General features: G+C 69.5%; 27 protein-coding genes. 13 read left to right on the forward strand and 14 right to left on the reverse strand.

What is annotated here, in order from left to right:
* Positions 1-36 precede the first annotated feature (36 nt).
* The 6 genes from ABN034_RS02925 to ABN034_RS02950 all read right to left on the reverse strand — a co-directional run bounded on the left by ABN034_RS02925 (position 37) and on the right by ABN034_RS02950 (position 4,148).
* The gene (locus tag ABN034_RS02925; RefSeq protein WP_349689395.1) at positions 37-543 is read right to left on the reverse strand and encodes a PH domain-containing protein; all 507 of its coding nucleotides are present in this window, start codon (positions 541-543) and stop codon (positions 37-39) included.
* Between the two features lie 15 nt (positions 544-558).
* On the reverse strand, positions 559-1,407 hold the full coding sequence (gene hisG, locus ABN034_RS02930; protein WP_349689396.1) for an ATP phosphoribosyltransferase: 849 nt from the start codon (positions 1,405-1,407) through the stop codon (positions 559-561).
* An 86-nt stretch (positions 1,408-1,493) separates the two neighbouring features.
* Positions 1,494-1,757: a phosphoribosyl-ATP diphosphatase gene (locus tag ABN034_RS02935; RefSeq protein ID WP_349327783.1), complete on the reverse strand. Its 264-nt coding sequence runs from the start codon at positions 1,755-1,757 to the stop codon at positions 1,494-1,496.
* A gap of 132 nt (positions 1,758-1,889) precedes the next feature.
* Positions 1,890-2,246: a YybH family protein gene (locus tag ABN034_RS02940; RefSeq protein WP_349689397.1), complete on the reverse strand. Its 357-nt coding sequence runs from the start codon at positions 2,244-2,246 to the stop codon at positions 1,890-1,892.
* An 11-nt stretch (positions 2,247-2,257) separates the two neighbouring features.
* The gene (locus ABN034_RS02945; RefSeq protein WP_349689398.1) at positions 2,258-2,956 is read right to left on the reverse strand and encodes a response regulator; all 699 of its coding nucleotides are present in this window, start codon (positions 2,954-2,956) and stop codon (positions 2,258-2,260) included.
* 40 nt (positions 2,957-2,996) lie between these two features.
* Positions 2,997-4,148 carry a GAF domain-containing sensor histidine kinase gene (locus ABN034_RS02950; RefSeq protein ID WP_349689399.1) on the reverse strand — a complete coding sequence of 384 codons (1,152 nt, stop codon included), beginning with the start codon at positions 4,146-4,148 and terminating at the stop codon, positions 2,997-2,999.
* Positions 4,149-4,331: 183 nt separating this feature from the next.
* Between ABN034_RS02950 and ABN034_RS02955 the strand changes: the two genes are divergently transcribed.
* The 3 genes from ABN034_RS02955 to ABN034_RS02965 are packed head-to-tail and all read left to right on the forward strand — an operon-like array spanning position 4,332 to position 6,396.
* Entirely contained in the window at positions 4,332-4,532 is a 201-nt protein-coding gene (locus tag ABN034_RS02955; RefSeq protein ID WP_349689400.1) for a hypothetical protein, read from the forward strand.
* A gap of 56 nt (positions 4,533-4,588) precedes the next feature.
* Positions 4,589-5,311, forward strand: coding sequence for an SDR family NAD(P)-dependent oxidoreductase (locus ABN034_RS02960; protein ID WP_349689401.1), 723 nt, complete (start codon positions 4,589-4,591; stop codon positions 5,309-5,311).
* A complete protein-coding gene (locus ABN034_RS02965) occupies positions 5,308-6,396 on the forward strand; it encodes an S-adenosylmethionine:tRNA ribosyltransferase-isomerase (RefSeq protein WP_349689402.1) in 1,089 nt (362 codons plus the stop codon). The genes ABN034_RS02960 and ABN034_RS02965 overlap by 4 nt, the downstream gene beginning before the upstream one ends.
* Here the strand turns inward: ABN034_RS02965 and ABN034_RS02970 are convergent.
* A complete protein-coding gene (locus ABN034_RS02970) occupies positions 6,380-7,111 on the reverse strand; it encodes a class I SAM-dependent methyltransferase (RefSeq protein WP_349689403.1) in 732 nt (243 codons plus the stop codon). The genes ABN034_RS02965 and ABN034_RS02970 overlap by 17 nt on opposite strands.
* Positions 7,112-7,284: 173 nt before the next feature.
* Here ABN034_RS02970 and ABN034_RS02975 point away from each other — a divergent pair, with 173 nt between their 5' ends.
* The gene (locus tag ABN034_RS02975) at positions 7,285-8,241 is read left to right on the forward strand and encodes a phosphotransferase enzyme family protein (protein WP_349689404.1); all 957 of its coding nucleotides are present in this window, start codon (positions 7,285-7,287) and stop codon (positions 8,239-8,241) included.
* A gap of 48 nt (positions 8,242-8,289) precedes the next feature.
* On the opposite strand, the gene ABN034_RS02980 is transcribed toward ABN034_RS02975, so the two are convergent.
* On the reverse strand, positions 8,290-9,006 hold the full coding sequence (locus ABN034_RS02980; protein WP_349689405.1) for a phosphotransferase: 717 nt from the start codon (positions 9,004-9,006) through the stop codon (positions 8,290-8,292).
* Between the two features lie 628 nt (positions 9,007-9,634).
* On the opposite strand from ABN034_RS02980, the gene ABN034_RS34255 reads away from it, so the two are divergent.
* From ABN034_RS34255 to ABN034_RS02990, 3 genes are all read left to right on the forward strand, one after another.
* Positions 9,635-9,958, forward strand: a complete 324-nt coding sequence (locus tag ABN034_RS34255) for a GNAT family N-acetyltransferase (protein ID WP_502878958.1) — start codon at positions 9,635-9,637, stop codon at positions 9,956-9,958.
* Positions 9,959-10,074: 116 nt separating this feature from the next.
* A complete protein-coding gene (locus tag ABN034_RS02985; RefSeq protein ID WP_349689406.1) occupies positions 10,075-10,854 on the forward strand; it encodes a Stf0 family sulfotransferase in 780 nt (259 codons plus the stop codon).
* 239 nt (positions 10,855-11,093) lie between these two features.
* Entirely contained in the window at positions 11,094-11,672 is a 579-nt protein-coding gene (locus tag ABN034_RS02990) for a dihydrofolate reductase family protein (RefSeq protein ID WP_349689407.1), read from the forward strand.
* On the opposite strand, the gene ABN034_RS02995 is transcribed toward ABN034_RS02990, so the two are convergent.
* Positions 11,654-12,280, reverse strand: coding sequence for a helix-turn-helix domain-containing protein (locus tag ABN034_RS02995; RefSeq protein ID WP_349689408.1), 627 nt, complete (start codon positions 12,278-12,280; stop codon positions 11,654-11,656). The genes ABN034_RS02990 and ABN034_RS02995 overlap by 19 nt on opposite strands.
* 278 nt (positions 12,281-12,558) lie before the next feature.
* Complete coding sequence (locus tag ABN034_RS03000; protein ID WP_349689409.1) at positions 12,559-14,979, reverse strand: YecA family protein; 2,421 nt, start codon at positions 14,977-14,979, stop codon at positions 12,559-12,561.
* 104 nt (positions 14,980-15,083) lie between these two features.
* Here ABN034_RS03000 and ABN034_RS03005 point away from each other — a divergent pair, with 104 nt between their 5' ends.
* Positions 15,084-15,935, forward strand: a complete 852-nt coding sequence (locus tag ABN034_RS03005) for an NAD-dependent epimerase/dehydratase family protein (RefSeq protein ID WP_349689410.1) — start codon at positions 15,084-15,086, stop codon at positions 15,933-15,935.
* A gap of 31 nt (positions 15,936-15,966) precedes the next feature.
* A complete protein-coding gene (locus ABN034_RS03010; RefSeq protein WP_349689411.1) occupies positions 15,967-16,593 on the forward strand; it encodes an SGNH/GDSL hydrolase family protein in 627 nt (208 codons plus the stop codon).
* Between the two features lie 2 nt (positions 16,594-16,595).
* Here ABN034_RS03010 and fabI read toward each other — a convergent pair whose 3' ends face one another.
* Both fabI and fabG read right to left on the reverse strand, forming a co-directional pair.
* Positions 16,596-17,369 (reverse strand): enoyl-ACP reductase FabI, encoded by a 774-nt coding sequence (gene fabI / locus ABN034_RS03015; protein WP_349689412.1) that lies wholly within the window; start codon positions 17,367-17,369, stop codon positions 16,596-16,598.
* Positions 17,370-17,428: 59 nt separating this feature from the next.
* Positions 17,429-18,133, reverse strand: coding sequence for a 3-oxoacyl-ACP reductase FabG (fabG, locus tag ABN034_RS03020; RefSeq protein ID WP_349327765.1), 705 nt, complete (start codon positions 18,131-18,133; stop codon positions 17,429-17,431).
* 123 nt (positions 18,134-18,256) lie between these two features.
* Here fabG and ABN034_RS03025 point away from each other — a divergent pair, with 123 nt between their 5' ends.
* Both ABN034_RS03025 and nagA read left to right on the forward strand, forming a co-directional pair.
* Entirely contained in the window at positions 18,257-19,303 is a 1,047-nt protein-coding gene (locus ABN034_RS03025; protein ID WP_349689413.1) for an alpha-hydroxy acid oxidase, read from the forward strand.
* 10 nt (positions 19,304-19,313) lie between these two features.
* Positions 19,314-20,468 (forward strand): N-acetylglucosamine-6-phosphate deacetylase, encoded by a 1,155-nt coding sequence (nagA, locus tag ABN034_RS03030; protein WP_349689414.1) that lies wholly within the window; start codon positions 19,314-19,316, stop codon positions 20,466-20,468.
* 29 nt (positions 20,469-20,497) lie between these two features.
* Here nagA and ABN034_RS03035 read toward each other — a convergent pair whose 3' ends face one another.
* Complete coding sequence (locus ABN034_RS03035; RefSeq protein WP_349689415.1) at positions 20,498-22,282, reverse strand: ABC transporter ATP-binding protein; 1,785 nt, start codon at positions 22,280-22,282, stop codon at positions 20,498-20,500.
* A complete protein-coding gene (locus ABN034_RS03040; protein WP_349689416.1) occupies positions 22,275-24,179 on the reverse strand; it encodes an ABC transporter ATP-binding protein in 1,905 nt (634 codons plus the stop codon). The genes ABN034_RS03035 and ABN034_RS03040 overlap by 8 nt, the downstream gene beginning before the upstream one ends.
* Positions 24,180-24,430: 251 nt before the next feature.
* Here ABN034_RS03040 and ABN034_RS03045 point away from each other — a divergent pair, with 251 nt between their 5' ends.
* Both ABN034_RS03045 and ABN034_RS03050 read left to right on the forward strand, forming a co-directional pair.
* A complete protein-coding gene (locus ABN034_RS03045) occupies positions 24,431-26,062 on the forward strand; it encodes a CocE/NonD family hydrolase (RefSeq protein WP_349689417.1) in 1,632 nt (543 codons plus the stop codon).
* 135 nt (positions 26,063-26,197) lie between these two features.
* Positions 26,198-26,527: a DUF3099 domain-containing protein gene (locus tag ABN034_RS03050; protein WP_349689418.1), complete on the forward strand. Its 330-nt coding sequence runs from the start codon at positions 26,198-26,200 to the stop codon at positions 26,525-26,527.
* The last annotated feature ends 170 nt before the right edge of the window (positions 26,528-26,697 follow it).

Genomic DNA, 26,697 nt, shown 5'->3' on the forward strand with positions numbered 1-26,697 from the left:
ACAGGATATCGAACACGTGTTCGATCTCCAAGGGCGTCAGTCGTTCCGCTGCGTTCGGGTGTGCTGGGCGACCATACGGGACAGCTCGCGCGCCGCCGTCCGCCCGTGCTGACCGTCGGCGGACTGGATCGCCATCGCCTGCACCGTCGTACCGTCGTCGACGTCCAACTGCACCCACGGATCGCCCGAACGGAGGTTGACCGACAGGACCTGCGCCCACTCCAACTGGCGAGTGCGCAGGACGTTGACGATCGTGAGGCCGGCCTCGTCGGCGCGCACCTTCAGCCGGGCCAGCCGGTACAACCCCGCGAGGAGGGCGAGCAGAACCAGGCCGAGGGTGAGGGACTGCAGGATGTTGATCTGCGCCCGGGCCGCCGTCGGCAACCCGACCCACATGCCCAGAGCGGCGGCGACAAGGACAACCCCCATCGCAGCGGCCACCACGGGTACGAAGCGGGGGCGCCACGTGTGTGGCAGTGCGGGAAGGCTGTGGGGCACCGGCGTACTCGGCCCGTCGGGACGCCCTGGTGGCGTGGAGGTCATCGTGGTGGCCGCATCTCACAGCCGGCAGGCGTGCAGGTCGGTGACGAGAATGGCGCGGGCGCCGATCTCCCACAGCTCGTCCATCAGCCGCTGGGCCTCGACGCGCGGCACGAGCACCCGCACGGCGACCCAGCCCGCTCGATGAAGCGGTGAGACCGTTGGCCCCTCCAGACCGGGTGCGATCGCGACGGCCCGCTCCATGGCGTCGGCCTCGAGGTCGTAGTCCATCAGGACGTAGTCGCGGGCGACCAGAACTCCCTGAAGCCGGCGGATGAGCAGCTCGAGCTCGCTCGGGTCGGCCACTCCGTCCCGCTTCACGAGAATGGCTTCGGACGTGAGGATCGGCTCGCCGAAGACCTCGAGGCCGGCGTTGCGCAACGTGCTTCCGGTCTCGACGACATCGGCGATGACGTCGGCTACGCCGAGGCTGATGGCCGTCTCTACCGCGCCCTCCAGTTTGATCACCTTGGCGGTCACACCGCGCTCGGCGAGGAAGTTCCGCATCAGTCCGGTCAGTGACGTGGCGACCCGGAGCCCTTCGAGATCCTCGATCGAGGACGCCGTTCCAGGTCGGGCGGCGAGCCGGACCGTCGAACGGGCGAAGCCCAGCTGTAGGACTTCTTCGCCCGGTGCGCCGGAATCGAGCAGATAGTCACGCCCGGTGATGCCGATGTCGAGGGTGCCCTGTCCGACGAAGACGGGGATGTCACTGGGACGCAGGTAGTAGAACTCGATGCCGTTCTCGGCATCGGTGAGCACCAGCTCGCGGGAATCCCCGCGCTGGCGGTAACCCGCCTCGCGCAGCATCTCCGCGGCGGGTTCGGCGATTCTCGATCCCTTGTTGGGAACGGCGACACGCAGCATGGTCTGGCTCTCTTCCTCAGGTGCCTGGGGTAGGAACGAACGGACGCGTCGGCGAGGGCGAGCCAACCTGTCGCGGCCGGCTCACCCTAGAGATGGGCGTAGACGTCGTCGAGGTCGAGATCACAGGCGATCATGAGCACCTGGGCGTGGTAGAGCAGCTGTGAGATCTCCTCAGCGGCCCGCTCCCGGCCTTCGTGCTCAGCCGCCATCCACGCCTCGGCCGCCTCCTCGACGAGCTTCTTGCCGATCGCGTGGACGCCGGCGTCGAGGGCGGCGACGGTGCCCGATCCCTCGGGGCGGGCCACCGCCTTCGCCGCCAGCTCGGCGTACAGCTCGTCGAACGTCTTCATCCTCAGGTCCTGTGGTCGATACGGCGACACCCTGGCCGCCGGTCCCCCAGCCTAGGAGTCACCGGTGAACGGCTGGCGTCGAGGGTCGCCTGACCGCTGAGGCCACGCGACCAGCGACCGTGCGCTCCAGGCTCAGCCGTCGAGGTGAGTGGCGTGGCCCTCGACGACCAGCGGACCGTCGAAGGTGAGGACCTCGTTGGCCACGCGACCGTGCTGGTTCCGGAAGTTGATCACCAGCGTGTTGACCCCGGCGTAGCTGGCGATCACCTCGAAATGGAGGTCCGGCTGGGCTCGCAGACCGACAGACCAGTATTCGCGCAACGCCGCTTTGCCGCGGATGACACCACCCGTGGTGGGTATCCACTCCGCGGCGTTGGGCGAGGTGAAGACCACGTGGTCGGCGAAGTGCTCGAGGACGGCGTCGAGGTTGTGGGCGTTCCAGTCCTCGACCCACCGATCGACGAACGCCCGGATTTCAGAGCGGTCCATGGAACGCCAACTTAGACGAGGCCGGAACGAACGGCGTAGAGGGCGGCCTGGGTGCGGTCGGCGAGGCCGAGCTTGGCGAGGATCGACGACACGTGGGTCTTCACGGTCTTCTCCGACAGGACGAGGGCGCGGGCGATCTCGCGGTTGGACCTGCCACGGGCGATCTCGGCGAGCACTTCGCGTTCGCGGTCGGTGAGGGCGCCGGCGCGTTCGTCGCCCGCGTCACCTCGGAGCAGAGCCGCGGCGACCTCGGGTTCGAGCAGCACCTGTCCGGCGTGCACCGCGCGGATCGCCTGCGCCAGCGCGTCGGGATCGACGTCCTTGAACAGGTAGCCCGCCGCACCCGCCCGCAGCGCCGGCACAACCTTGGCCGGTTCCGTGAACGACGTGAGCACGAGAACCCGGGCCGGGTTCCCCCGGTCGCGCAGCATCCGCAAGGCCTCCACACCGTCGACCGACGGGAGCTGCAGGTCGAGCAGCATCACGTCGGGCGCGAGCGCCTCAGCCTGTTCGACCGCTTCCTGACCGTCGGCCGCCTCTCCCACGACCTCGATGTCGTCGAGGATGTCGAGGAACGTCCGCAGGCCGTGCCGGACGACCTGGTGATCGTCGACGACGAGGACCCTGATCGGCCCTGCGACGGTGTCCGAACGCGTACCCACGCCGTCGGCCACAGGCTCGGCGTCGGGCCCCCTCAAGGGCTCACTCATCGGCTCACCCACGGGCTCACTCACGGGCTCACTCACGGGTTCACTCACGGGCCACCTCGAGGGTCACGGTCGTCCCCGCCCCGAGCCGCGACTCGACCCGGAGCCTCCCACCCGCCCGCCGCGCCCGCTCCCGCATCGACGCGAGGCCCAGGTGATGCCCGCCCTGCCGCGCGGGGTCGTCGACGAATCCCTTGCCGTCATCGGCGACGGTCAGGACGACGCCGGTCTCGGGGGTCCGCAGATCGATCGTCACGGCGCTGGGCTCGGCGTGCCGCAAGGCGTTGTGCAGCGCCTCCTGCGTCACCCGGAACACGACGTCCTCCACCTGCTCCGGCAGCTGGCAGCGGCCGTCGCAGTCGGAGGTGAAGCCGATCTCGACTGGATGCGCCCTGCCGATTACGGCGATGTGCTTGCGCAGGGCCGGCACGAGACCGTCCTCGCGGACCGCCGGCGGGCGGAGCTCTGTGACGACGGCCCGCAGCTCGTCGAGCGCGGAACCCGCCAGCTCCTTCACTCTGGCGAACTCCACCCGGGAGCGGTCGAGATCCCCCTTCAGCGCAAGGGCCTCGGCCGCACCCACGGTCAGGCGGAGACTGAACAGTTTCTGCGCCACCGCGTCGTGGAGGTCCTGGGCGATCCGGGACCGCTCCTCCACCAGCGTCAGCTCCCGGTTGCGTTCGAACATCCGCGCCCGGGTGAGCGCGATCGCCGCGTGCGCGGCGAGGATCGTCAGCAGGCGTTCGTCGTCCGCGGTGAACTCGGGCGCATCCGGGCCGTTGGCGACGTAGACCGCGCCGAGAATGTCTCCTCGGTCGACGATGGGTACGCCGAGAAATCCGCGCATGTCGGGATGTGCGCCGGGCCACCCGGAGAAGCGGCCGTCGGTCTGGACGTCGACGACGCGGTAGGGGTGGGCGTCGTGCATCAGGACGCCGAGCAGGCCGTGTGCCCGCGGTACCGGGCCGATCGCCGCCCACTGCTCGCTGCTCACGCCGGACGTGTAGAACTCGGCGAACCGGCCCTGCCCGTCGGGAAGCCCAAGTGCCGCGTACTCCGCCCCGACGAGGGTGCGCGCCGACTCGACGATCATCTGCAGGACCTCGTGCGTCGCCGTCTGCCCGGTGACGGCGAGGAGCGCGCGGGACAGCGCGTCGAGGTCGTCGCAGCATTCCGGCGGCACAGGCGTGGACACGGCTGCCACGCTACCCGTCTCTGACCCGCTGGCGGACCGGCCGCAGGTCGTAGGTCTCACGACGTAGGCCACGGGTGGTAGGCCGCATGGAGTAGGGCGAACGGCGTACTCCGGTCCGATCGGCGGCCCGATGGCGGGCGTCCGCCGCCGCCCTAGCGTCGGTTCCAGTGAAGGGAGCACCTCATGTGGAACGACGTGATGATCCAGAGCCTCGCCACAGCTCGCGCCGAAGAGCTGCTGCGCCAGGCCGAACAGCGCCGCCTCGCCCGGCTGGCCCACCACGCGCGGCGGAGGGCGGCAGAAGCCGGCCGGCACCGGGCCGAGCCGGCCGTCCGACCGACCGCGGCGGCCGCGGCGACCACCCCGGCGGCTCAGGGCTGCTAGGTGGCGACCGCGTTCTCCGAACCGACCCGCACACCCTGTCCAGGAAGGGAGTCCCCATGCCTGTCGCCCTCATCACCGGAGCGTCCCGCGGTCTCGGCCTCGCCCTTGCCGGCGGGCTCGCCGACCGGGGCTGGTCCCTCGTGATCGACGCCCGCAACCCCGACCCCCTGGCCGACGCCGCCCGGGAGCTCACCGCCCGTGCCGGGTCGGCGGGCACGGTCACCAGCCTCGCGGGTTCGGTCACCGACCCCGGGCACCGGGCCGAGCTGGTCGAGGCCGCCGCGCTGCTCGGTGGCCCCGACCTGGTGGTGAACAACGCCGGCCTACTCGGGCCGAGCCCGCTACCCGCCGTGGCAGACCTCGGCCTCGCCGCGTATCGCGAGATCCTCGAGGTGGGCACGGTCGCGCCGCTGGCGCTGACCCAGCTCGCCCTGCCCCACCTCGCGGCGAGGGGCGGTGCGATCGTCAACGTCACCAGCGATGCCGCCGTCGAGGGGTACGCCGGATGGGGTGGCTACGGCTCGGCCAAGGCCGCACTCGAACAGTGGTCCAACGTCCTCGCCGCCGAACTCGCCGAAGGGCAGCACGACGTGCGGCTCTGGTGGGTCGACCCCGGTGACCTGCGTACCCAGATGCACCAGGACGCGTTCCCGGGCGAGGACATCTCCGACCGACCACTGCCCGACACCGTGGTTCCGGCGTTCGTCCGGCTGATCACCGAACGCCCGCCCAGCGGTCGTTTCCGGGCGACGGACCTGCTCGACGGGCTCGCCGCATGACGTCGGTGGCCGAAGCCAAGACCGCCGATGGTGGCGCGCCCGTCGACCGTGCCGGTCCTCCGTCGATCGACTTCTCGCTTCCGGCCGCCCTCGAGGCGCACGAGCCGCCCGAGGCGCGAGGCCTCACCCGTGACGGCGTACGCCTGCTGGTGGGTCGGAGCCCGCGCGACGGTCAGGGCGCCGGCGGCGTGAGCCACCATGCGTTCCGCGAGCTGCCCGACCTGCTCTCCCCCGGCGACGTCCTTGTGGTCAACAGATCGGGGACGTTGCCAGCGGCGGTGGACCTGCCGGACGACAGTGGTACGCAGCGGGCCGTGCACTTCTCGACCCTCGCACCGGACGGATCCTGGCTGGTGGAGCTGCGCCGTGGCGCCGATCCTGACCCGGGTGGGCAACCAGGTGACCGACTTGCCCTGCCCGGTGGCGTCGACCTGCTGCTGCGGGATCGCCACGTGTCCCACCGGCTGTGGCACGCGGTGCTCACAGTGACGGACATACCCCGCTATCTCGCGGCGTACGGTCGACCGATCAGGTACGGCTACGTCGCGGAGCAGTGGCCGCTCGAGGACTACCAGACGACCTTCGCGACCATCCCCGGCAGTGCGGAGATGCCGAGCGCTGGCAGGCCGTTCACTCCGGAGATCGTGACCCGGCTCGTCGCCCGGGGCGTTCTCGTCGTACCCGTCACGCTGCACACCGGCGTCGCCTCGGCAGAGGCCCATGAACCTCCGTACGCCGAATGGTTCGAGGTCCCTGACGTGACGGCGCGGGTGGTGAGCGACGCGACAGACCGTGGCGCCCGCGTGGTCGCGGTGGGGACGACGGTCGTCCGCGCGCTGGAGTCCGCGCCGCCGGGGTCCGGCACGATCGCTGCTGCCCACGGATGGACCGACGTGGTGGTCACCCCGGCACGCGGCGTACGGGTCGTGTCCGGCCTGCTGACCGGTTTCCACGAACCGCGGGCGTCACACCTGCAGATGCTCGAGGCGATCGCCGGCACTGAGCTGGTACGGGCCTGCTACGCCGCCGCGCTCGACGGCGGTTACCTGTGGCACGAGTTCGGCGACGTCAACCTCTTGATATGACACCTGAGACGGACTTCGATGCCCGCATCGGCCTGGGCACCGACTCTGTGCTGTACGACGGCCGCCCCTGGGTCCAGGCCAGCAGGGCAACCGCTTCAGTTCTGATCTCCGGCAACGTCATCTGCGCATCCATCGACGGCGCCGGTCCGGAGCCCGCCGCCCGGCTGCCAAGGCGGGCCTTCGCCCGGACCGCCGCTTTGGCAGCCAGGTTCGCCGGGACCGCGACCAGGTCGGGCACGTAGTCGGCTCGTGTCGCATAGCGGCAGAGGCCCAGGATGGCCAGCACGCCACCCGGGGCCAACGCATCACGCAGTTTCGTGATCGTCTCCGCGAACGGCATGTGATGGATGCTGGCGATACCGGCGATGAAGTCATAACGCGCACTGCCCAGGTCGTAGTCGGCGACATCTGCCTCGGCGTAGCGGACGTTGGGTGTGTCGTGGGACAGCGCACGCGCCTGGGCGATCACCTCGGGCGCGCGATCGATGGCGTCAACCGTCTGTGCACGCTGAGCCAATCGCCTGGCGAACAAGCCGGTTCCGCATCCGATGTCGAGCGCTCGATCGCATTGCCGTGGTACCTGGCGCAGCAGGTACCGGTGATAGAAGTCGTTGTGGCTGAAGTCAGGCCGTGCGTTCGGGTCAGTATGCGGATGACGCTTCCTTTCGGCAGTCGTACCGGTGCGAAGACGACGCGCAGAAGTGCCGCAACCCATGGGGCGGCCGGCCCAGCTGAGCAGAGCCAGGTGCTTAGCCAGTGGTCCGAACCGAGTGGCGGGGGACGAAGGGCTCCGTCGACCATGCCACGGCGTAGGGGGATCGACATGGCCGGATCCGGCCGGCGAAAATGTCGTGCGACCACGGACCGGACGTGCCTAGCGTCCCCGGCATGGACGAGTACGCGGCCCTGGAGGCCTGGAAGAGCGTCGTCGGTGCGGCCCGAGTCGAGCCGATGGACAGGGTCCACAACCCGATCTGGAAGGTCACGGGCGAGGACGGCCGACAGTGGGTGCTCAAGCACCTACCGGAATGGCCACCCGGAGTGGGCCCGGTCGAGGAGTACCGGGTGCTGTGCTACCTGCAGGCCGGCGGACTGCCCGTGGCCACGCCAGTCATCACCGACGACGGGCTGATCGCCTACAACGCCGACAACCTCGGCACCGACCCGAACGAGAAGCAACCAACTGGCCCGCACGCGTACGCACTCCTTCCTCTGCTCCCCAACGACCCTGAGCTGCACGAGTCGCCGGAGCTGGCGCACACGATCGGCGCCGGCATCGGCCAGCTCGACCGCATGCTCGCCGAGTGCCCATGGCACGTGACCTCACACACCGACGACCCCGCGCCGGACATCCTCGGCGATGGTTACGCCAAGCTGCCGCCGGAGCTGCGTTCACTGGTCGATCCCCTGCGAGACCAGCTCTGGGCCGCGCTCACCGACCTGCCCACCCAGCTCACCCACGGCGACTGCAACGTCGGCAACATCCTCGTCCACAACGGCGAGGTCACCGGATACATCGACCTCGACCACCTGCCACACGGCCCACGAGTCCGCGACCTCAGCTACTACCTCGCCAGCCGCCTCCAGAACCAGATCACCGACGGCGACCCCGATGCCATGGCCGCCGTACTGCGGCACTACGTTGCCGGCTACCACTCAACCCACCCATTGACCGAACGCGAGCAGGCCGCTGTCGTACCACTTCTGCTCACCGCCTTGGTCGGCGGCGCCGACTGGTGCCTACACGGCTGGGTGCCCGATCCCGCCGGCTACCAACGAAATCTGCGGGCCATCGAATGGATCACCTCGCGCTACGACCACCTGGTCAGCGCGGTCGCACCCTGATGACCGGTTCGACTGACGATCCGAACGACGGTGAACCTCCCCGTGGACTCAATCCAGTCCGTGGCGATCGAGCGCTGCTCGAAGCTGGTTGAGCGTCTCGATTCTCCAGTAGTCCCGGTTGGGGTACTGGTCGTTTCGGTTCCAGCGCATCGTCGTGACGCCTGCCCACATGAGGATGCGGAACTGGTGAACGAGGTCCTGGTTGGCTCCGGGATAGTGTTCTGCAACGTCATCGGGGACATAGGCGAGGTCGTACTCGACCGGCCCACGTTGGCACGTCCCGAGGTCGATGAAGAGCGGCCCCCTCCTGGTGCTGAGCACGTTTGCCGGATGAGGCTCACCGTGCAACAGCTGCTCGTCCGAACCCCAACGGCTGATCGCCGCGCTCACGCGGCTGAGTGTGTCGCTGACCAGTTCGCGGTCACGGTCGCGAAGGTCTGGAGTCTGCTCTGGATCGCCAACTCCCTCTGCCCAACCGGCGATTCGAGCGGTGATGTGTGGTGCCGCCAGATCGATCTTGCGCAAGCCGGCATGGAGGCGGACGAGCGCGTGCGCATAGTCCGCCGGCGCGAGGTCTGTGGACATGCCGGGCTGCTCGTGCGCCGCGCCGCCTTGCCGGTCAGCAACGACGGGCTCGTAGTAGGTCCATAGCGTGATAGCGAAGGCGTCGCGCAGATAGACGCCGGGCTCCACCCGAGGCTCGAGCTCACCTATCGGGCTGTCGGTTTCGGCGAGACGGCGAGCAACCTCTGCTTCGAACTCCATGCCCGCTTGCCCCTGACCGTCATGAAGGGACAGCGGTGCTACACGAGCAAGAACATCGCACGGAATCAGGCGCACGGCGATGCGGTCCGAGTTGTGAACGACGACCGCATCGCCGACTTGCAGACCAAGCGCGGAGGCAGTCGCCCCGGCGGCCTCAACCGCGCGCCGGACTTCGGATGGTTCCACGGTCTTCCTCGTCGTCCTCGTAAAGCGTCATGGTCGATGCTCGCGCTCGATCGCCGAGACACCTTATACGCGGCAACCCCACAAGGCACAGGTCGTCCCTCGCGGGGCTCCTCGGTGACGACCCATTACTCCATGGAACGCCGCCTTCTGGCCTTTCCGGGGAGCGGACGGCACGCGTCGCTTCGGCGGGACCGTTCGACAATGCTGGTCGTCGGGTTTGAAGTGCGGATCGTCGGGTGCGCTCGTCTTCAGAGGTCACCGGGGCCAGCCTGATTTGTTGTCGTTATTGATCGACCGGACCAAGATGACACCATGATCTTTGCGATCCGACCTGTCCAGCTGATTGATGATGACGATCTACGGCCGCTGATCGACCCCTCACGATCCCGAGCCGAAGGCAAGGCAGGTATTCGCCCGACTCGTCGGAGCCGACAGCTGGGCAATCATTGGGGCCTATCGCGACGATCGGGCGGTCGGGTACGTTGCCGCGCAGGACTACGGACCACACCTCAGGCATGGTGACTTCCACCGGATCGTCCGGATGCACGACCTGATCGTGACTGAATCTCAGCGCGGGCGCGGCGCAGGTACTCAACTACTGAATGCGGCAATAGAGTGGGCGAGAGGTCGTGCCCGCTACGTTGAGTGGCAGGCGCACGAAACTCGCGCGGCGCCTTTCTACACCAAGCTTGGATACACAGGACTGGCTTGCCCGGAGCCGGACTACCCGACGTTCACAGTTGATCTGCATCCTGAGCAACAATGACACCTTGGCGTCGCCCTGGCGCTCGCCGCCGCATCCTGCCGACGGCCGGCCCCGCCTCAGGCGTGCGCTGGGTCTGACCTACGCGGACGCCATGCGCGGGGCGCTAAGCTCCACGCATGGCGGTCGCGGCGCCCCGACAGTCGTATCTCATTTGGTTCAGCCAGCGCGTGGGCAGCACCATGTTGACCCAAGCGCTGGAGGACACCGGCATCGCCGGGCGTCCGCGTGAGTGGCTCGAGGACCCGGCGGGTCACGGGCTGCCGGCCAAATATGGCGTCTCCGATGCCGTGCAGCTGCGCGACTTTTTGTGGCGTGAGGCTGCCACGCCCAACGGCGTGATGGGTGCCAAATACGGCATGAGCGCGCGCCCGCACCAGGAACTGACGGCTCTGTTCGCGAGTGCAATCCCGGGCGTGGTCGATCCCGATGGACGCAAGGCCTGGGCGACGGTTTTTCCCGCCTGCAAACACGTGTTCATGACCCGGCGGAACAAGCTACGCCTGGCGGTCTCGTGGCTGCGAGCGATCCGATCACAGGAGTGGCACCGGCCCAACCGCGCCGACACCGTGGTGGGCGAGGCGCCGCCACGTACCAGCGCCGCCGATGTGATTGACCGCTACGATCACGACGCGCTGGAGTTCCTGCTCATTGGCGCCAACCAGCGCGAGGCCGACATGCAGGATCAGTTCGACCGCTGGGGCGTGGTCCCGTACACCGTGGTCTACGAAGATCTGGTCGCCGACTACCAAGCGACGGTGCGCCACCTGCTCGACTTTCTCGAGATCCCCGGGCGCGCCGACATCGCCATCCCGCGCCCGGCATTCGACCGCCTGGCCGACGAGGCCTCCGAAGCTTGGTACCAGCGCTTTCGTCGCGGGCGCGCGCCGAGCGCATGATTCGTGAACCACATGCGGTTCCACTTCTGGCTTCACATGGCGCGAGAGACGCCCGCCGGGGGGACCCCTCCGGGGTTTGCCTTGCAGCGGGCCCGTAGTCCGATCCATCTGCCCCGATTCCGCAGGACGACGGCCGGCCGACGACTGAACGCGCTGTCGTTTCTGTCCAAGACGGCCGCCACGGCCGCGACCTAGCATGACCACCCAGCAGCTCGCCCGATCCTCAGGGAGACAGCACCATGCGTGACCTGGTCTACACCGGCTTCATGTCGCTTGACGGCGTCGTGGACTCGCCCGGCGGTGGGCCGGGTGAGGAGCACCGCAGCGGCGGCTGGGTTTTCAAGGACCTCGAGTTCGTCCCAGAAGCCTGGTCACTGAAGGCCGAGGAGCTCGCCGACACGACGGCGCTGATGTTCGGCCGCCGCAGCTACGAGGCGTTCGCGCCGACCTGGCCCAGCTCGGAGGACCACGCCGCCTACAAGGAACTGCCCAAGTATGTGGTGTCGACCACGCTGTCCGACGACGCCCTCGTCGACGGGTGGGGGCTGACGACGATCCTGCGCTCGACCGAGGACGTCGCCGCGCTCAAGAAGGGCGAGGGCGGCACGATCTTCATCCATGGGAGCGCGGAGCTGGCCCGGCGGCTGTCGGACGCAGGCCTGATCGACCAGTACAACCTGCTCGTCTTCCCCGTGTTGCTCGGTGACGGGAAGAGCCTGTTCGGCCGGGCCGACCGCGACAAGCAGATGCTGACGCTGCGGGAGTCGGAGAGCTACTCGAACGGGATCCTGAAGCTGGTCTACGACGTCAAGGGCTGATCCAGGTCAAGGGCGATCGCGCCGCCGGCGCCCTCGCGCAGCTGCCTAGTGGTGCGTCCGGCATAGGAGCGCAGCGCCCGGGCCAGATGCGGCTCGTCGAAGTAGTCGAGCTTGGCGACGACGTGGGCGGCCGGGTTACCGGCGGCCAGCAGCTCCGCCGCCGTGCGGGCCCGCTCGATCTGCCGGACGGCACCCCGCGTCAGCCCGGTCGCGGCGCGGAACCGGCGTTCGACCGTGCGCCCCGAGGCGTCCGGGCGGTGACCCAGCAGCACGTCGGTGACGAGCGGGTCACGGATCACGATCCCGGCGCGTACGAGACGCTCGACCAGCGCCTCGGCGTCGTCGGGCCCGGGCGTCTCCCAGCGCGCGCCATCCAGCCGGAACGTCCGGCGCGTGGTGTCGGGGAGCTCGACGCCGCCGTCGACCAGCGTCGACGTGGGCACGGCCCGCAACGAGGTGCCTATGGCGAACTCGATGCCCGTGAAGGTCGCGCTCTCTGGCACCGGCGCCGTGCCGGTCCGGGTCTCGGGACCGGTGATGCCCGCGTGTGCCCGACCGTCCTGCTCCCAGAACACCAGACCCCAGCGCACCCCTGCGACGGACGTCATCGCCGTAACCTGTTCGCTTGCGCAGGTCCACACGGTGTCGACCCACGGCGAATCGGACCGGCGCGTCTCGAACCGCAGTCCCACGGGCGAAGAATACGCCGCTGGTCAGACACCTAGCTTCGCGAGGCGTCTCTCTCCTCGGTCCGCTCGTACGCCCCACCTCAGGCGGGGTGACAGTGGCCCCCATCACGTCCACGATCCGGGCCTCTCGACCGAAGTGCCCGTCGGCACTGCGAACGGGCTGGCGCACCGGCTTCGGCGACGTCAACTCCCGCCCCTCAGACCCGTCCTCTGCCCTGAACGCGCCCAGGAGGTAGGCCAAGGAGCGTACGAATCCGTTCGCCACTCATGCCGCCACCCTCCTGACGGCTGGACCACTCGAAGTCGTCGAGCAGGGCCGTGAGTTCCGCGAGAGCTGCGCCGCCCTCGGCCGCTGCCTCCCGAGGGGTGCGCCCGCCGAGCGCGGGGATGGCGTCGTCGAGCCACGCCTCTTCGTACTGCCGGATGACCTCGGCCATGACCTGCTCCATCTCCTCGGGCGAGGCAGGTGCGGATGCGGCACCGAGGCCGGCCGGCGGGGCGGCGGATCCGATCAGCTCTTCCAGCGGGACGCTCGACTCGGAGCGGTGGCGAGCATCCGGAGCGGCCGCGAGAAGGAGTTGCTGGAGTTCTCGGAGGCGTTCGAGCGAGTTTGCCTCGACAGTCCAGCGGGTTCCGGCCCGACGTACCGACCCGCGGACTACGTCGTCCACGATGGCAACGAGACGGTCCTGTCCTTCCTCGGACAAATCCTTCGCGAGGGCGGCCCACGCCTCGTCGCCACCGTCCACGTCGTACGTCGCGGAGCACTGGGTCAGCTCGTGTCCGTCCTGGTTGCGCAGCTCAGGTGGCGGTTGCGGCGCGAAGAACCGCATGACTGCCGACGGGTCGACGTCGCCGTCCAGAAGGTCGAGCATCTCGCGACGGCGGGAGCGGTGGACCCGCAGAGGATCGGTGAAAAGGGCCAACCGGCTTCCGTCGTCGAGCAGCCGGGCAAGGACGAGATCCAGCGGCTCGGCGCTCCGGGAGAATGTCCGGTCAGGCAGCACCACCGGATCGCCGTCGGGCAGGTGCCGCACGGTGGCATCCCGGCCTGGCCGGGACGACACCACCTCGTAGAGCCGGAGTGGGCTCTGCTCCCAGCGGGCGAGCAGCTCGCGTTCGTCCTCGCGCAGCCATGGTCCACGTTCGGCGAGGAACTCGGCCAGGTAGCCGCGCTCGAACAACGCCAACTCGACGCCGAACATCACCGGGACACGCGGACACAGATCCATCAGCGCCACAATCTGGTCGAAGTGCCTGCCCCGCTCGGCATAGGTGACCAGCAGGCCGTAGAGCAGGGCGGCCCGAGTGGTGAGTGGATGGATCTCCTTACGCAGGCAACACATCTTGTACTTCTGTCCGGACCCGCAGGGGCACGGCCGGTTGCGAGACGTCGAGGCGGCGGGGAGCGCGGTCAGCGGGCGTAGCCACCTGCGCATTCCGTCGTCGGAGGAGAATCCGGCCGTACGCAGCAGGCCGTCGGCACGGAGTGCGTCCCCCTTGCAGGCGGCGTACTCCGCGGCGTCGCAGAGCGCGGGCCCGAGGTCGGGACGTTCCTGAAGGACCTCCTCGACCAGCTCCGCTGCCTCGTCGGCCCGACCGGTCCCCTCCGCCGACCGCGCCGCCAACAGGAGTGCCGCAGCCCGCTGCGCCGGACCTGAGGCCGCGCGACGGATCGCCGTCAGCCGGTCGGCGTCGAGCGGCCTCGCCTCGACGTCGTCAGCGATCTTGGCGAGGACCAGCTCGGAGTCGCCCAGGTGCCGGAGGAAACTGGTGAAGTCGTCGACTGCTCCCCACATGCGCAGCGCCGCACGCGCGCGGGCGTAACGCACCACGTCGGCAGGATCCATGCCAGCGGTGAGCCGCGGGTCCCACGGCATACCGGCGGGGCCGACGCGACCATCGACCACCTCGAGTTGTCCGGCGTGCAGCATCCTGGTCAACGGGGGCAACGGCTCGGCGAACGTATCCGGCCGCTCGAGGAGCAGCGCGGCGAGTACCTCGTCGATTCGTGCACCTGGGGCGAAGTCGATCTCGCTGAGCCGGGGAAGGTCGTTCAGGGATTCGACAGCCGCTCCTGCGAAGGCCGCGGCGACCGTCGCCGCCGACCGGCGCAGCTCGGGGCTGACGGGCTCCTCCACGCTGGCGGTGGACATCTCGACAATGCCGTCGCGCAACCCGAGAGCGAGCAGGTCTCCCTCCTCGAACCCGCTCAGCCAGCCGTCGGGACCTGCCAACACCAGCTGCTCGTCCGGCTGCTCGCCGATCCAGTCGATGGACAGGGATCCACCCCCTCGAAGGGGTAGATCGTCCTCCTCGGCCAACCGCTCCCACAAAGCCAGGTCACCGTTGGCGTAAAGGCGACCGGCTTCCACCTCGTCGCAGGTCAGAGTGTGGGTGAAGACCGCGCCGTCGGCCACGGTCATCAGATTGACCCACCCGTCGGGCGACTCATAAGCCAGCGCACTGTCGAGCAGCACGTCCTCGACGTCCGCCGCGTCCAGGCGTACGGCTTCCACCAGATCGGACTCGCTGATCGGGCCAGACGCGGACAGCTCACGAAGGACGGCGGACCACTCCGCCGGCGGTTCAGTCGGGCGAAGTTCGTGGACGCTCATGCCCGGCCATTCTTCTCTCACCCGGCAGACCGAGGTTCAGCTGGGTGGTGCATCGTACGGTTGGCGTGGCAGTGCGGGGATCTCCTGCGTACGAAAGGATCACCATGGCAAGGATCTGCGTCACCGGGGCCAGCGGCAAGGCCGGCCAGGCCACCACCAAGGACCTTCTCGCGCACGGGCACGAGGTGGTCGCCACCGACCTCGCACCCGCCCCGGCCGATCTCGGAACCTCGTTCCTGCGCGCGGACCTGACCGACTACGGACAGGTCGTCGAGCTGCTGCAGGGCGTCGACGCGGTGGTCCACCTGGGCAACATCCCGGCGCCGGGCCGCCACACCCCGGCGACGACCTTCAACGCCAACTCGGCCATGAACGGCAACGTGTTCCTCGCGGCGGCACAGCTGGGCCTGCGGCGGGTGGTGTGGGCGTCCAGCGAGACGACGCTCGGCCTCCCCTTCGGTGACGTACCGCCGCGCTACGCACCCGTCGACGAGGACCACTTCCCCCACCCCACCTCGACGTACGCCCTGTCGAAAGTGGTGGGCGAGACCATCGCGGCGCAGATCTCGGGATGGTCGGGAATCCCCTTCGTCGGGCTGCGCCTGTCGAACATCTTCCTGCCGGAAAACTACGCGCGGGTTCGGTCGTTCTGGGCCGATCCGCACGCGCGGAAGTGGAACCTGTGGGGCTACGTCGACGTCCGCGACGTCGCCCAGGCATGCCGGCTCGCGCTCGACGCGCCGGTCGAAGGCAGCACGAACTTCATCATCGCCGCGGCCGACACGATCATGGACCGGCCGTCCGCCGACCTCCTGCGCGAGGTGTTCCCCGAGGTGAAGGTCACCCGCGACGTCGCCGGCTTCGAGACGCTGTTGGCGATCGACCGTGCCCGCGAGGCACTCGGCTTCACCCCGCAGTACTCCTGGCGCGACCACGTAGACGTCCCGACCGCGTGACAACCAGCTCGAGCACGAAGGGTGTGCCGTCATGAGCCTTCTCCAGACCGCGAGCAGGGTGTTGTTCATCGGCGACAGCATCACCGACGCCGGGCGCGACCGAGGGGATCCTCGTGACCTCGGCGGCGGCTATCCGCGAGTCGTCGCACAGACGTACGCCGGAAACTCCGAGGGCGGTCCGGTCACCTTCCTCAACCGCGGCATCAGCGGTAACCGGGTGCGCGACCTGCGGGAGCGGTGGCAGGCCGACTGCCTCGACCTGAAGCCGGACGTCGTCTCGATCATGATCGGCGTCAACGACACCTGGCGGCGCTACGACAGCGGCGATCCGACGTCGGTCGAGGCGTTCGAGCGCGACTATCGCGCGATCCTGCAAGCCACGGTTGACAACAGCCGTGCGGCGCTCGTTCTCGTGGAGCCGTTCCTGCTGCCGGTCAGACCCGGGCAGGACAGCTGGCGGGAGGATCTCGATCCGAAGATCGCCGTCGTACGCAGGCTCGCGGCGGACCACGACGCCACCCTCGTACCGCTGGACTCCGTGCTGACGCACGCGGCCACCACCCGGCCCGCCGACGAACTCGCAGCCGACGGCGTCCACCCGACTCCCGCCGGCCACGCCCTCATCGCGCACACCTGGCTGGAGACGGTAGGCCCCTAGGCTCAGACGCCCATCGCGTGGTAGCCGCCGTCGACGTGGACGATCTCGCCGGTCGTCTTGCCGAAGAAGTCCGACAGCAGCGCCACACACGCCCGCCCCGTCGCTTCACGGTCGGCATCGGGGTCCCAGCCCAGCGGGGCGCGTTCGCCCCAGATGCCCTCGACCTGCTCGATACCGGGGATGCCCTTGGCGGCGATGGTCTTGGTGTATCCAGCGGACACCAGGTTGACCCGGATGCCCTTCGGCCCGAGGTCACGCGCGAGGTAGCGGGCACAGGACTCCAGGCCCGCCTTGGCCACACCCATCCAGTCATACGCCGGCCACGCCACGGTTGCGTCGAACGTCAGCCCGACCACCGACGAGCCCGCCCCCATCAACGGCAGCGCCGCCGTGGTGAGCGACTTCAGGGAGTACGCCGAGACGTGGAACGCCGTCGCGGCGTCCGCGTACGAGGTGTTGAGGAAGTTGCCGCCCAACGCCTCCTGGGGCGCGAACGCGATCGAGTGGACCACCCCGTCGAGGCCGTCCACGTGCGTACGCAGGGAGTCGGCCAGGCCGGCCAGGTGTTCGTCGTTCGTCACGTCGAGTTCGATGATCGCCGGCTCGACCGGCAGCCGCTTGGCGATCCGTCGGGTGATCGCGAGCGCGCGGCCGAAGTTGGTGATGACGACCTGCGCGCCCTGCTCCTGCGCGACCTTCGCGACCGCGAAGCCCAGTGAGGTGTCCATCGTCACGCCCGCGACGAGAATCCGCTTACCTTCGAGAATCCCACCCATTGCTCAGCTCCCCATCCCTGTGCGGCTCGTCCTGCGGCTCAGCGCCGTTCCTCTGCGGTTCAGTGGCCCATGCCCAGGCCACCGTCGACCGGGATGACCGCTCCGGTGATGTAGGCGGCCTCGTCACTCGCGACCCAGCGGATCACCTTGGCCACCTCCTCGGTGGTCGTGGGGCGACCCAACGGGATCTGCGTGACGTACTTCTTTTGTAGCTCTTCGGACAGCACCTCGGTGAGCGCGGTCTCGACAAAACCGGGCGCGACAACGTTGGCGGTGATGCCTCTCGACCCGAGTTCGCGGGCGATGGAGCGGGCCATGCCGACCATGCCGGACTTGCTGGCCGCATAGTTGACCTGGCCGGCGGAACCGAGCAGACCTACGACCGACGACACGAAGACGATCCGGCCGCGGCGCAGCCTGAGCATGCCCTTGGCCGCCCGCTTGGCGCACCGGAACGCACCGGTCAGGTTGGTCTCGATCACGCTCGACCAGTCGTCCTCGCTCATCCGGAGCAGGAGGGTGTCGCGGGTGATGCCGGCATTGGCGATCAGGACCTCGACGGGACCCTGCTTCTCCTCGACCTCCGCGAACGCCTGCTCCACCGTGTCGGGCTCGGTCATCTCGGCCTTCACTGCGAGGAATCCCGCCGGTGGCTCGCCACCGCGATAGGTCAACGCGACGTCATCGCCCGCCTCACGGAACGCCTGCGCGACCGCGAGTCCGATGCCCCGGGTTCCTCCGGTGACGAGTACTGAGCGACCCACGTCTGCCTCCCGTGGCGTGTGGATGGTGGTGAGCGATTTCCGCGTTCTGGCACGCTAGCAGCCGCCACGTCGATCACTGACCGCAGGCGGCCGGGCGCGTCCCGTTCCGGCAGAATGCCCGTCATGGCCAGTCCAGCGGAGTGGGAGCAGGCCGCGCGGGCGGCACTTCCCGCCGACGTCTACGACTACATCGCGACCGGCTCCGGCGTCGAGGAGACCCTCGCCGGCAACGACCGGGCGTGGCACGAGGTCGCGCTGCGTCCGCGGGTGCTACGCGACGTGTCCGACGTGGAAACCGCGACGAGCGCCCTCGGGACGCCGGTCGCCTCGCCGGTTCTTGTCGCACCGACCGGCTACCACCGGCTCGCGCATCCCGACGGTGAGGTGGCGACGGCCAAGGGCACGGCCGAGGCAGGGTCGCTCTTCGTCCTGTCGACACGCGCCACGGCGTCACTGGACGAGGTGGCGGCGGTGGCGGGGCCGTGGTGGATGCAGCACTACCTGCTTCGCGACCGCGACCTCACCGCCGAGATCGTGCGCGGTGCCGTGGACGCGGGAGCCCGGGCGCTGGTGCTGACCGTCGACACGCCGTACGTCGCGACGAAGGCGCGCGTCGGCGCCGTCCCAGTCGGTCCGTCGGTGCCACGGCTCGTACCCGCGCTGGAGACCCGCGACGACGAAGGAACCTGGCAGGATCCCGCGGTGACGTTCAAGGACATCGGTTGGTTGCGCGAGCTTTCCGGCGGGTTGCCCGTCGTCGTCAAGGGCGTCCTGCGCGGTGACGACGCCCGCGCGTGTGTCGACGCCGGCGCCGCGGCGGTCTGGGTGTCCAACCACGGGGCGCGCCAACTCGACGGCGCGATCCCGACGGCCGTGGCACTGCCGCAGGTCCGGGCGGCCGTCGGCGAGGGCTGTGAGGTCTACGTCGACGGCGGCATCCGTACCGGCCGCGACGTCGTCCGCGCGCTCGCCCTCGGTGCCACCGCCGCCTTCGTCGGCCGGCCCGCGCTGTGGGCACTCGCCACGGGCGGCGCCGACGGCGTACGCGACCTGCTGACATCGCTGCAGGCGGAGGTCGCCCAAACCCTCGCCCTGTGCGGGTGCCGCTCGGTCTCCGACGTCGACGCCGACCTGGCCGCCGTCCCCCCGGGCCGCGCGATGCGTGGATAGCGTTGCGTACGTGATCGCACTCGCGAACGCCCGCGTCGTCATGCTTCGGCGCGTGCTGGACCCCGGCTGGCTGACCATCCAGAACGGCCGGATCGTGGGCGTCGGATCCGGCGACCCGCCTACCGTCGACGATGCCGTGCACGATCTCACCGGCCGTTATGTCCTGCCGGGTTTCGTCGACCTGCACATGCATGGTGGCGGTGGCGCCCAGATCACCACCGACGATCCGGCGGAGATCCTGGCCGCGGTCGCCTTCCATCGCCGCCACGGCACGACGCGGACCTTGGCCAGCCTGGTCACCGACGAGCTGGACCGGATGGCCGCTTCCGTACGCACCATCGCCGAGATCATCCGAGGCGGCGCCGATCCCGGAATCGTGGGTGTCCATCTGGAGGGCCCGTTCCTGAACCCCGACAAACGCGGGTCCCACCATGCCGACCACCTCCTCCCGCCCCACCTGCCGGCGTTGCGGCACCTGCTCGCGGCGGGCGACGGCACCGTGCGGGTCGTGACGCTCGCACCGGAACTTCCCGGTGGCATGGAGCTGCTGCATGAGCTCGTCACGACCGGCGTCATCGCCGCGGTCGGTCACACCGAGGCCGACTTCGACCAGGCGCGAGCGGCCTTCGCCTCGGGTGCACGACTCGCGACCCACCTGTTCAACGCGATGCGCCACTTCCACCACCGCGATCCGGGTCCGGCCGGTGCGGCCCTCGCCAACGAGGCGGTCACCTGCGAGCTGATCAACGACGGGTTCCACGTCCACGACGACGCCGTACGCATCGCGGTGGACGCCGCGGGCCCGCAGCGGATCGCGTTCGTCACCGACGCCACACCGGCGGCCGGCATGACCAACGGGGAGTTCCGTCTCGGGCCGGTGCCTGTCTTCGCCCGCGACGGCAAGGTCACCCTCTCCGACGGCTCACTCGCCGGCAGCACGCTCACCATGGACGCGGCCCTCCGGCACGCCGTCAGGTGCGTGGGCATCCCCATCACCGACGCCGCGATCGCCGCGGCGACGACACCCGCCACGCTGCTGGGGATCGCGGACCACACCGGCACCATCGCGCCGGGCAAGGATGCCGACCTGGTGGTCCTGTCCGACCGCCTCGAGGTGGAGACCGTGATGGCCCGAGGGACGCCGGTGCACGGGGCCCTTCCGTAGGAGCACGGGGCCCTTCCGTAGCACCGGTGTCAGCGGTACGCCATGGACTGCAGGTCGTACAGCTCGGCGTACAACCCGTCCCGGGCCATCAGCTCGGCATGGCTCCCCTGCTCCAGCACTCTCCCGCCGTCGAGCACGACGATGAGGTCGGCCATGCGTACGGTCGAGAAGCGGTGCGAGACCAGCAGTGTCACGGTGCCCCGACTCTCCCCGCTGCGCGCGGCGGCCGCGAACCGTTCGAACAACGCGTGCTCGGTCTGCGCGTCCAGCGCCGCCGTCGGCTCGTCGAAGACCACCAGAAGCGGGTCGGTACGCATGAGCCCGCGGCCAAGGGCGAGCCGCTGCCACTGGCCGCCGGACAGGTCGACGCCGCCGTCCCATGCCTTGCCCAGTTGGGTGTCCAGGCCGTTCGGCAGGACGTCCAGCACCGGCGTCGCGCCGGCCCGGTCGAGAGCGGCGGACACCGCGGAGCGGTCGTCGATCCGCTCCAGGTCGCCGACACCCACCGACTCACCGGCGAGGAACTCGAACGCGACATAGTCCTGGAACGCCGTACCGATCCGGGCGCGCCACTCCGCCTGGTCGAACCGGTCCAGAGGCGTCCCGTCGAGGAGGATCTGCCCGCTGTCAGCTTGGTAGAAGCCGCACAGCAACTTGATCAGGCTGGTCTTTCCCGCGCCGTTCTCACCGACGAGGGCGACCACCTTGCCGGCGGGCAGTGTCAAGGTCACCTTGTCAGCGACCGGGCGCTCGGTGCCGGGATAGCGGAACGACACGTCGCGGAACTCGATGCCGCGTTCGAGCCGAGGCGGCACCACGACGGGATCGGGGACAGGTCGCCGGTCGTCGTCGACGTAGTCCTCGAGCCAGGTGAGCCGCCTGGCGATCTTCAGGACGTGGAGGAAGTGGGTGCCGTAGGACACCGCCGTGTCGACGATGCCGCCGATCTGCGTGGCGAGGCCGACGGCCAGTACGACGTCGCCCGGTGTGGCCCGCCCGTCGATCGCGAGGAGCAGGACGAGTGTCACCGCACCGACGTACGCCGATGCCGTGACCACCGCGTCGAACGACTGCAGGCGCGCTCCCCGCCAGTCCGCCCGGTCACGTTCGACCAGGACCTCCTCGGATGCGGCATGGTGCCGACGCAGCAGCTCCCCCGCCAGCCCGAACACCCGCAGCTCCTTGCCGCTTCCCGGCGCGGTCGCCACCTCGAACAGGTGCCGGCGCAGGCGTTCCGGTTCGGTCGTTGCCTCCTGTGCCGCCACCTGCAGGTCCCGTCCCCGCTTGGCGAGCAGGAACGAGACGACGCCCACCGCCGGCAGACCCAGCAGGGCGGGATGGATCTGCGCGAGCAGGATCGCCGTCAGGATGAGCGCCGCCGCGACACGGACCACACCGGCCGTGCCGTTCACCATGAGAGCGAGGCTGCCCCGCTCCTCCCGGATCCGCTGCACCTGGTCGAGATACTCCGGTTGCTCGTGGTGGGCGAGCCCGTCCGCTCCGCCCACCAGTTCCATGAGCCTGCGGTCCGCATAGGCGGCCGAGCGCTCGATCACGGCGAAAACACAGTCGCAGTAGTAGAAGACGAGGACGAGTCCCACCGCGACGACGAGAGCCAGAAAGGCCGCCGCGACCATGGCGTCGGTGAGGTCCCTGGCGACCGCCGCGTCGATGAGCAGCTTGATGAGGTAGGCGGCCACAGGCGGGGTCGACGCCATCAGGGCACCGGTGATCAGTTGGAACGTCGCGTGCCACGGCGCGGCCCTGAAACCGATCGCGAGAGTGATGCGGTACGCCCGCCATGCCTCACGCATCACGGCCTCCTTCCCCGGCGACGGCGAGTTCGTCGGTGAACCGGGCCGCCTGCAGCGTGAACATGTGGGCGTACCGACCGCCCTGGGCCATCAGCTGTTCATGCGTACCGTCCTCGTCGATGGCTCCGTCGGCGAGGACGACGATCCGGTCCGCCCTTCGTACCGTCGAGAAGCGGTGGGAGATCAGGATCGTCGTGAGGCCTTCGGTGAGTTCGAGGAAGCGGTCGTAGAGCTCGGCTTCGGCCCGAACGTCCAGCGCGGCGGTCGGTTCGTCGAGGATCAGGACGCGGGCGCCGGCCTCCACGGCGAACATCGCCCGGGCGAGTGCGACCCGCTGCCACTGGCCGCCCGACAGGTCGGTGCCGCCGGTGTATTCGCGGGAGAGCACGGTGTCCCAGCCGAGGGGCAGCCCTTCGATCACATCGAGCAGCCCGGCCCTGCGCGCGGCACTGCGGAGCCGGTCGAGGTCGCCTGCGAGTTCCGGCGCACCCATGCCGATGTTGTCGCGGACGGGCAGGTGGTAGCGGGCGAAGTCCTGGAACAGCACGGCGACCTGGCTGCGCCACGCGGCCGGGTCGAGATCGCGCAGATCGGTGCCGTCGACGCTGATCCGGCCGGATGTCGGAGCGTAGAGCCCGCATAGGAGCTTGACGAGGGACGTCTTGCCGGCGCCGTTCTCGCCGACGATCGCGAGCGACCGGTGCGCGGCGAGGGTGAGCGTGAGACCGGCGAGCGCCCGGCGTTCGCTGCGCGGGTACTGGAACGTCACCCCTTCGAAGCGCACGTCGCGGGCCGGGAAGTCCCGGTCGCCCGCCGGTCCGGCGATGGCGCGCGCCGCCGCCGGTGCGTCGGTCCGCAGGCGTTCGTCCAGTTCCAACAGCCGTGGTACGACGACAGCGGCGAACGACAGGTGCGCGTTGCCGTCGTTGAACGCGGCGTAGGCGTTCGCCCCGTTCAGCGCCTGCGCGTAGACGGCGAGGGCTCCCAGAGCCAGGTCGCCACGGGTCGCGGCCCAGGCGAGCAGGCCGTAGGAGGCGAGGTTGAGCACGAGCACGGCTCCGGTCGATCCGAAGAGCGTCCGCGGGTGGGGCTTGCGGGCGTTCCACACCGGCTCGATCGCGGTCCGCCAGGTCGACTCGAACCGACTGATGAGCCAGTCGAGCATCCCCCAGACCCGAACCTCCTTCCCGGCCGGCGGCTCCAGCGCGAGGTCGCGAAGGTACTCGGCACGCCGTAGCGCGCTGCTCTGGCCATACGTGATCTGGCCCACCCTGACGTACTCCCGCTGCATCACGTAGACGAGCACCGGCCACGCCACGAGCCAGATCAGACCGAGCCACCAGTGGAAGAAGGCGAGCACCACGGTCGAGCCCAGCGCCTGCAACCAGGACGGCAACAGCCAGCCCAGCGCCTCGATCGCCATGCTCGGCCGGGTGGGGTCCATGCCGAGCCCGCGGACCTTGCGGACGTCGGCGAGGACGTCGGGGTCCTCCAGATGCGCGATCCCGTGGGGCCGCCCGACCGCCGTGATCACCTTCTCCTGGAGCAGCCGGTCGAGCCCCCGGCCGAGAGTCGCGGTGAGGGCGGCCAGCACCGGTTGACAGACCCGCAGCACCACGACGATGACGGCGAGGGCCACCAGCAGCCGGACCGTTGTCGTGCCTGCGGGGCTGTCGAGGCCGCCTCGCACAGCGGCGGGAATCGAGCCGACCACGAGACCGGTGAGCACGGCCAGGGCGATCGGTAGGACGGAGGAGAGAGCGACACCGACCGCGAAGAGGACCGTCCTGCCCCGTCCGACCTGGGGCAGCAGCCTCAGGACCGCGATGATGCCGAGCACCGCAGGCGGCAGGTGTATCCGCCTTCGCAACGTTTGCTGGCCTTTGACGGAGAACATGACGCCACTATGACGTCAGTGCGACATCATGACAAGGCATATGTGAGCCGAGTCCAGGGCCATTGGCGGTGAATGATCGCGCATAAGTGGTCATTTCCCACGAAACACGGCCGATTCAGCGTGCATCGCGGGGAATCGGCGTGGGCGTCCAGGTGCGGAGGTCAGGGGGCAAAGACCCGCGCGAACGTGGCCGACACCAGCCGCCCTGAGTGCGGTGACCGGCCGGCGAACCACAACTAGGCTCCACGAGCGTGGGAGATACCTCGCGCCTCACCTGTCTCGACACCACCGTGACGATGCCCGACGGCATCCCGCTCGCGACCGACGTGATCGTCGCCGACGACGGCGAGCCCCACCCGGTCCTGCTGATGCGGACGCCGTACGGAAGGGCATCGGTCCGCGGCAACCATGACGCCATCGGCATGGCCCGGCTGGGTTGGGCCGTCGTCACCCAGGACGTACGCGGCCGCTGGGACTCCCCCGGCACCTTCGCGCCGTTTCGCAGCGAACGCCTCGACGGTGCCGCGGCCGTCGCCTGGTGTGCGTCCCAGCCGTGGTCCAACGGCGCCGTCGCCATGGCCGGCGGTTCGTACAACGGCTTCACCCAGTGGCTGGCCGCCGCCGAACGCCCGGCAGCCTTGCGGGTCATCGTGCCCGCCGTCGCCGGGCCGACCGTTCGGGATGCGGTGTACGAAGGCGGCGCCCTCCAGCTGGGCGTCTTCTCCGCCTGGACCCTCGGCATCGGCGCGGTCGGCGGCAGCTACGACGCCGAGCTGGTGAAGGCGGCGATCGCGGACCTCGACACCTGGCCGGGCGTCTTGAGGTCGGGCGTCGAGAACACCACCCTGCCCCGGATCAGCGCCGACTGGAACCGGTGGCTCGACCCGGACGACGCGGAGCTCTGGGATCCCCTCGACGCGGCCCCCGCACTGCGCGACGGACAGGGCGCCGGTACCCAGCCGGTCGGTCCACAGCCGGCCGGATACCACCTGGCCGGGTGGCACGACCTGTTCTGTGACGCCACGATCGGCGGCTACACCCTCCTCACCGGGCCGGACGTCGACGAGTCCGTACGTCGCCGACAGCGCCTCGTCGTCGGGCCGTGGTCCCACGCCAGCCTGCTCCGGCGTACGACCGGACGACTCGACTTCGGAGTCGCCGCACAGGGCGACTTCAACGGCATCGCGGAGGAACAGCTCGCGTTCCTGACCGCGGGAATCGCCGACCGGGACGTGCCTGCCGGAGTGCGGGTCTTCGTCATGGGAGCCAACCGCTGGCTCGACCTTCCCGACTGGCCTCCCCAGACCACGCCCACGCCGCTGTTCCTTGCCGGCGATGACGCCCTCGCGTGGGAGCCGCCGCAGGAGGCCGGTGCCGACCACTACCGTCACGACCCTGGGGATCCGGTGCCGACCGGCGGTGGGCGCACCCTCCATCCGGTGCTGCCCGAGGCTGGACCGCTCGACCAGTGGGACATCGAGGAACGCCCGGACGTCCTCGTCTACACGACCGGACCCCTCGAGCGCGACCTCACCATCATTGGCCAGGTCCGCGCGCACGTGACCTTCGCCTCGACCGCCGATGTGGCCGACGTCACCGTCAAGCTGGTCGACCTCCACCTCGACGGGCGGGCGATGCTGGTGGTGGACTCGATCCGACGAGTACGCACGGCGCCGGGTCGACCGGGCGAGGTCGAGATCGAGGTCGGCGCGACCGCCATGACCTTCGCCGCGGGGCACCGGATCCGGGTCGAGATCGCATCCTCGAACTATCCGCGCTTCGACCTCTCGCCCGCAGCCGAGCAGACCGTCCACCGGGGCGGCCGCGCGGAGTCCCGCATCGTCCTGCCCGTCCACCACACCGTCGAGGCGGTACGCACCTGACGGCCCTGCCCGTGCCGGGAAGCCGGCGCAGGAGCGGGACCTGACCGCCGTCGCAGTGGGGCAACTCACTGTCACAGGCGAGGCCGTTCGCACGTCGTTCAGGCGTACGGTTGCAGCAGAGGTGGAGGAGACGCGATGCGGCAGAAGGTGCGCAAACCGACCTTCCGGGTCACGACGGCACCAAAGAGTCTGAAAGCGGACGTACGTTCCCGTGAGGTGCGTTATCTGCTGTCCATGGGAGTGCGGACAGTGTGCTTCGTCATGGCGTTCGTCACGCAGGGCACACTGCGGTGGCTGCTCATCGTGGCGGCCTTCATCCTGCCCTATATCGCTGTGGTGATTGCGAATGCGGGCCGTGAGCGGCGTACCGACAGCATGCCGGCGTACGTCCCCGACCACCCTCGCGAACTACCGGCTGGATCCGATCATCCAAGCCGACCGCAAAATACCCGGGGAGCCGTCTAGACCTGGCGGGACGTTCGTGCCAAACTCATGTCTGCGCGCTCCGCTTCCCCCGTCGGAGTGCGACGTGATGCGATGCCGGGCGGCTTCCCCCGTGGCTGCCCGGCATCGCTTCTTGTTATCTGGCGACATTCTCGCCGTCACAGGGCGTACGCAAACCACCGGACTTCCCC

Origin of the sequence: Actinopolymorpha sp. B11F2, assembly GCF_040195635.1 — a bacterium.
Taxonomy (GTDB): domain Bacteria; phylum Actinomycetota; class Actinomycetes; order Propionibacteriales; family Actinopolymorphaceae; genus Thermasporomyces.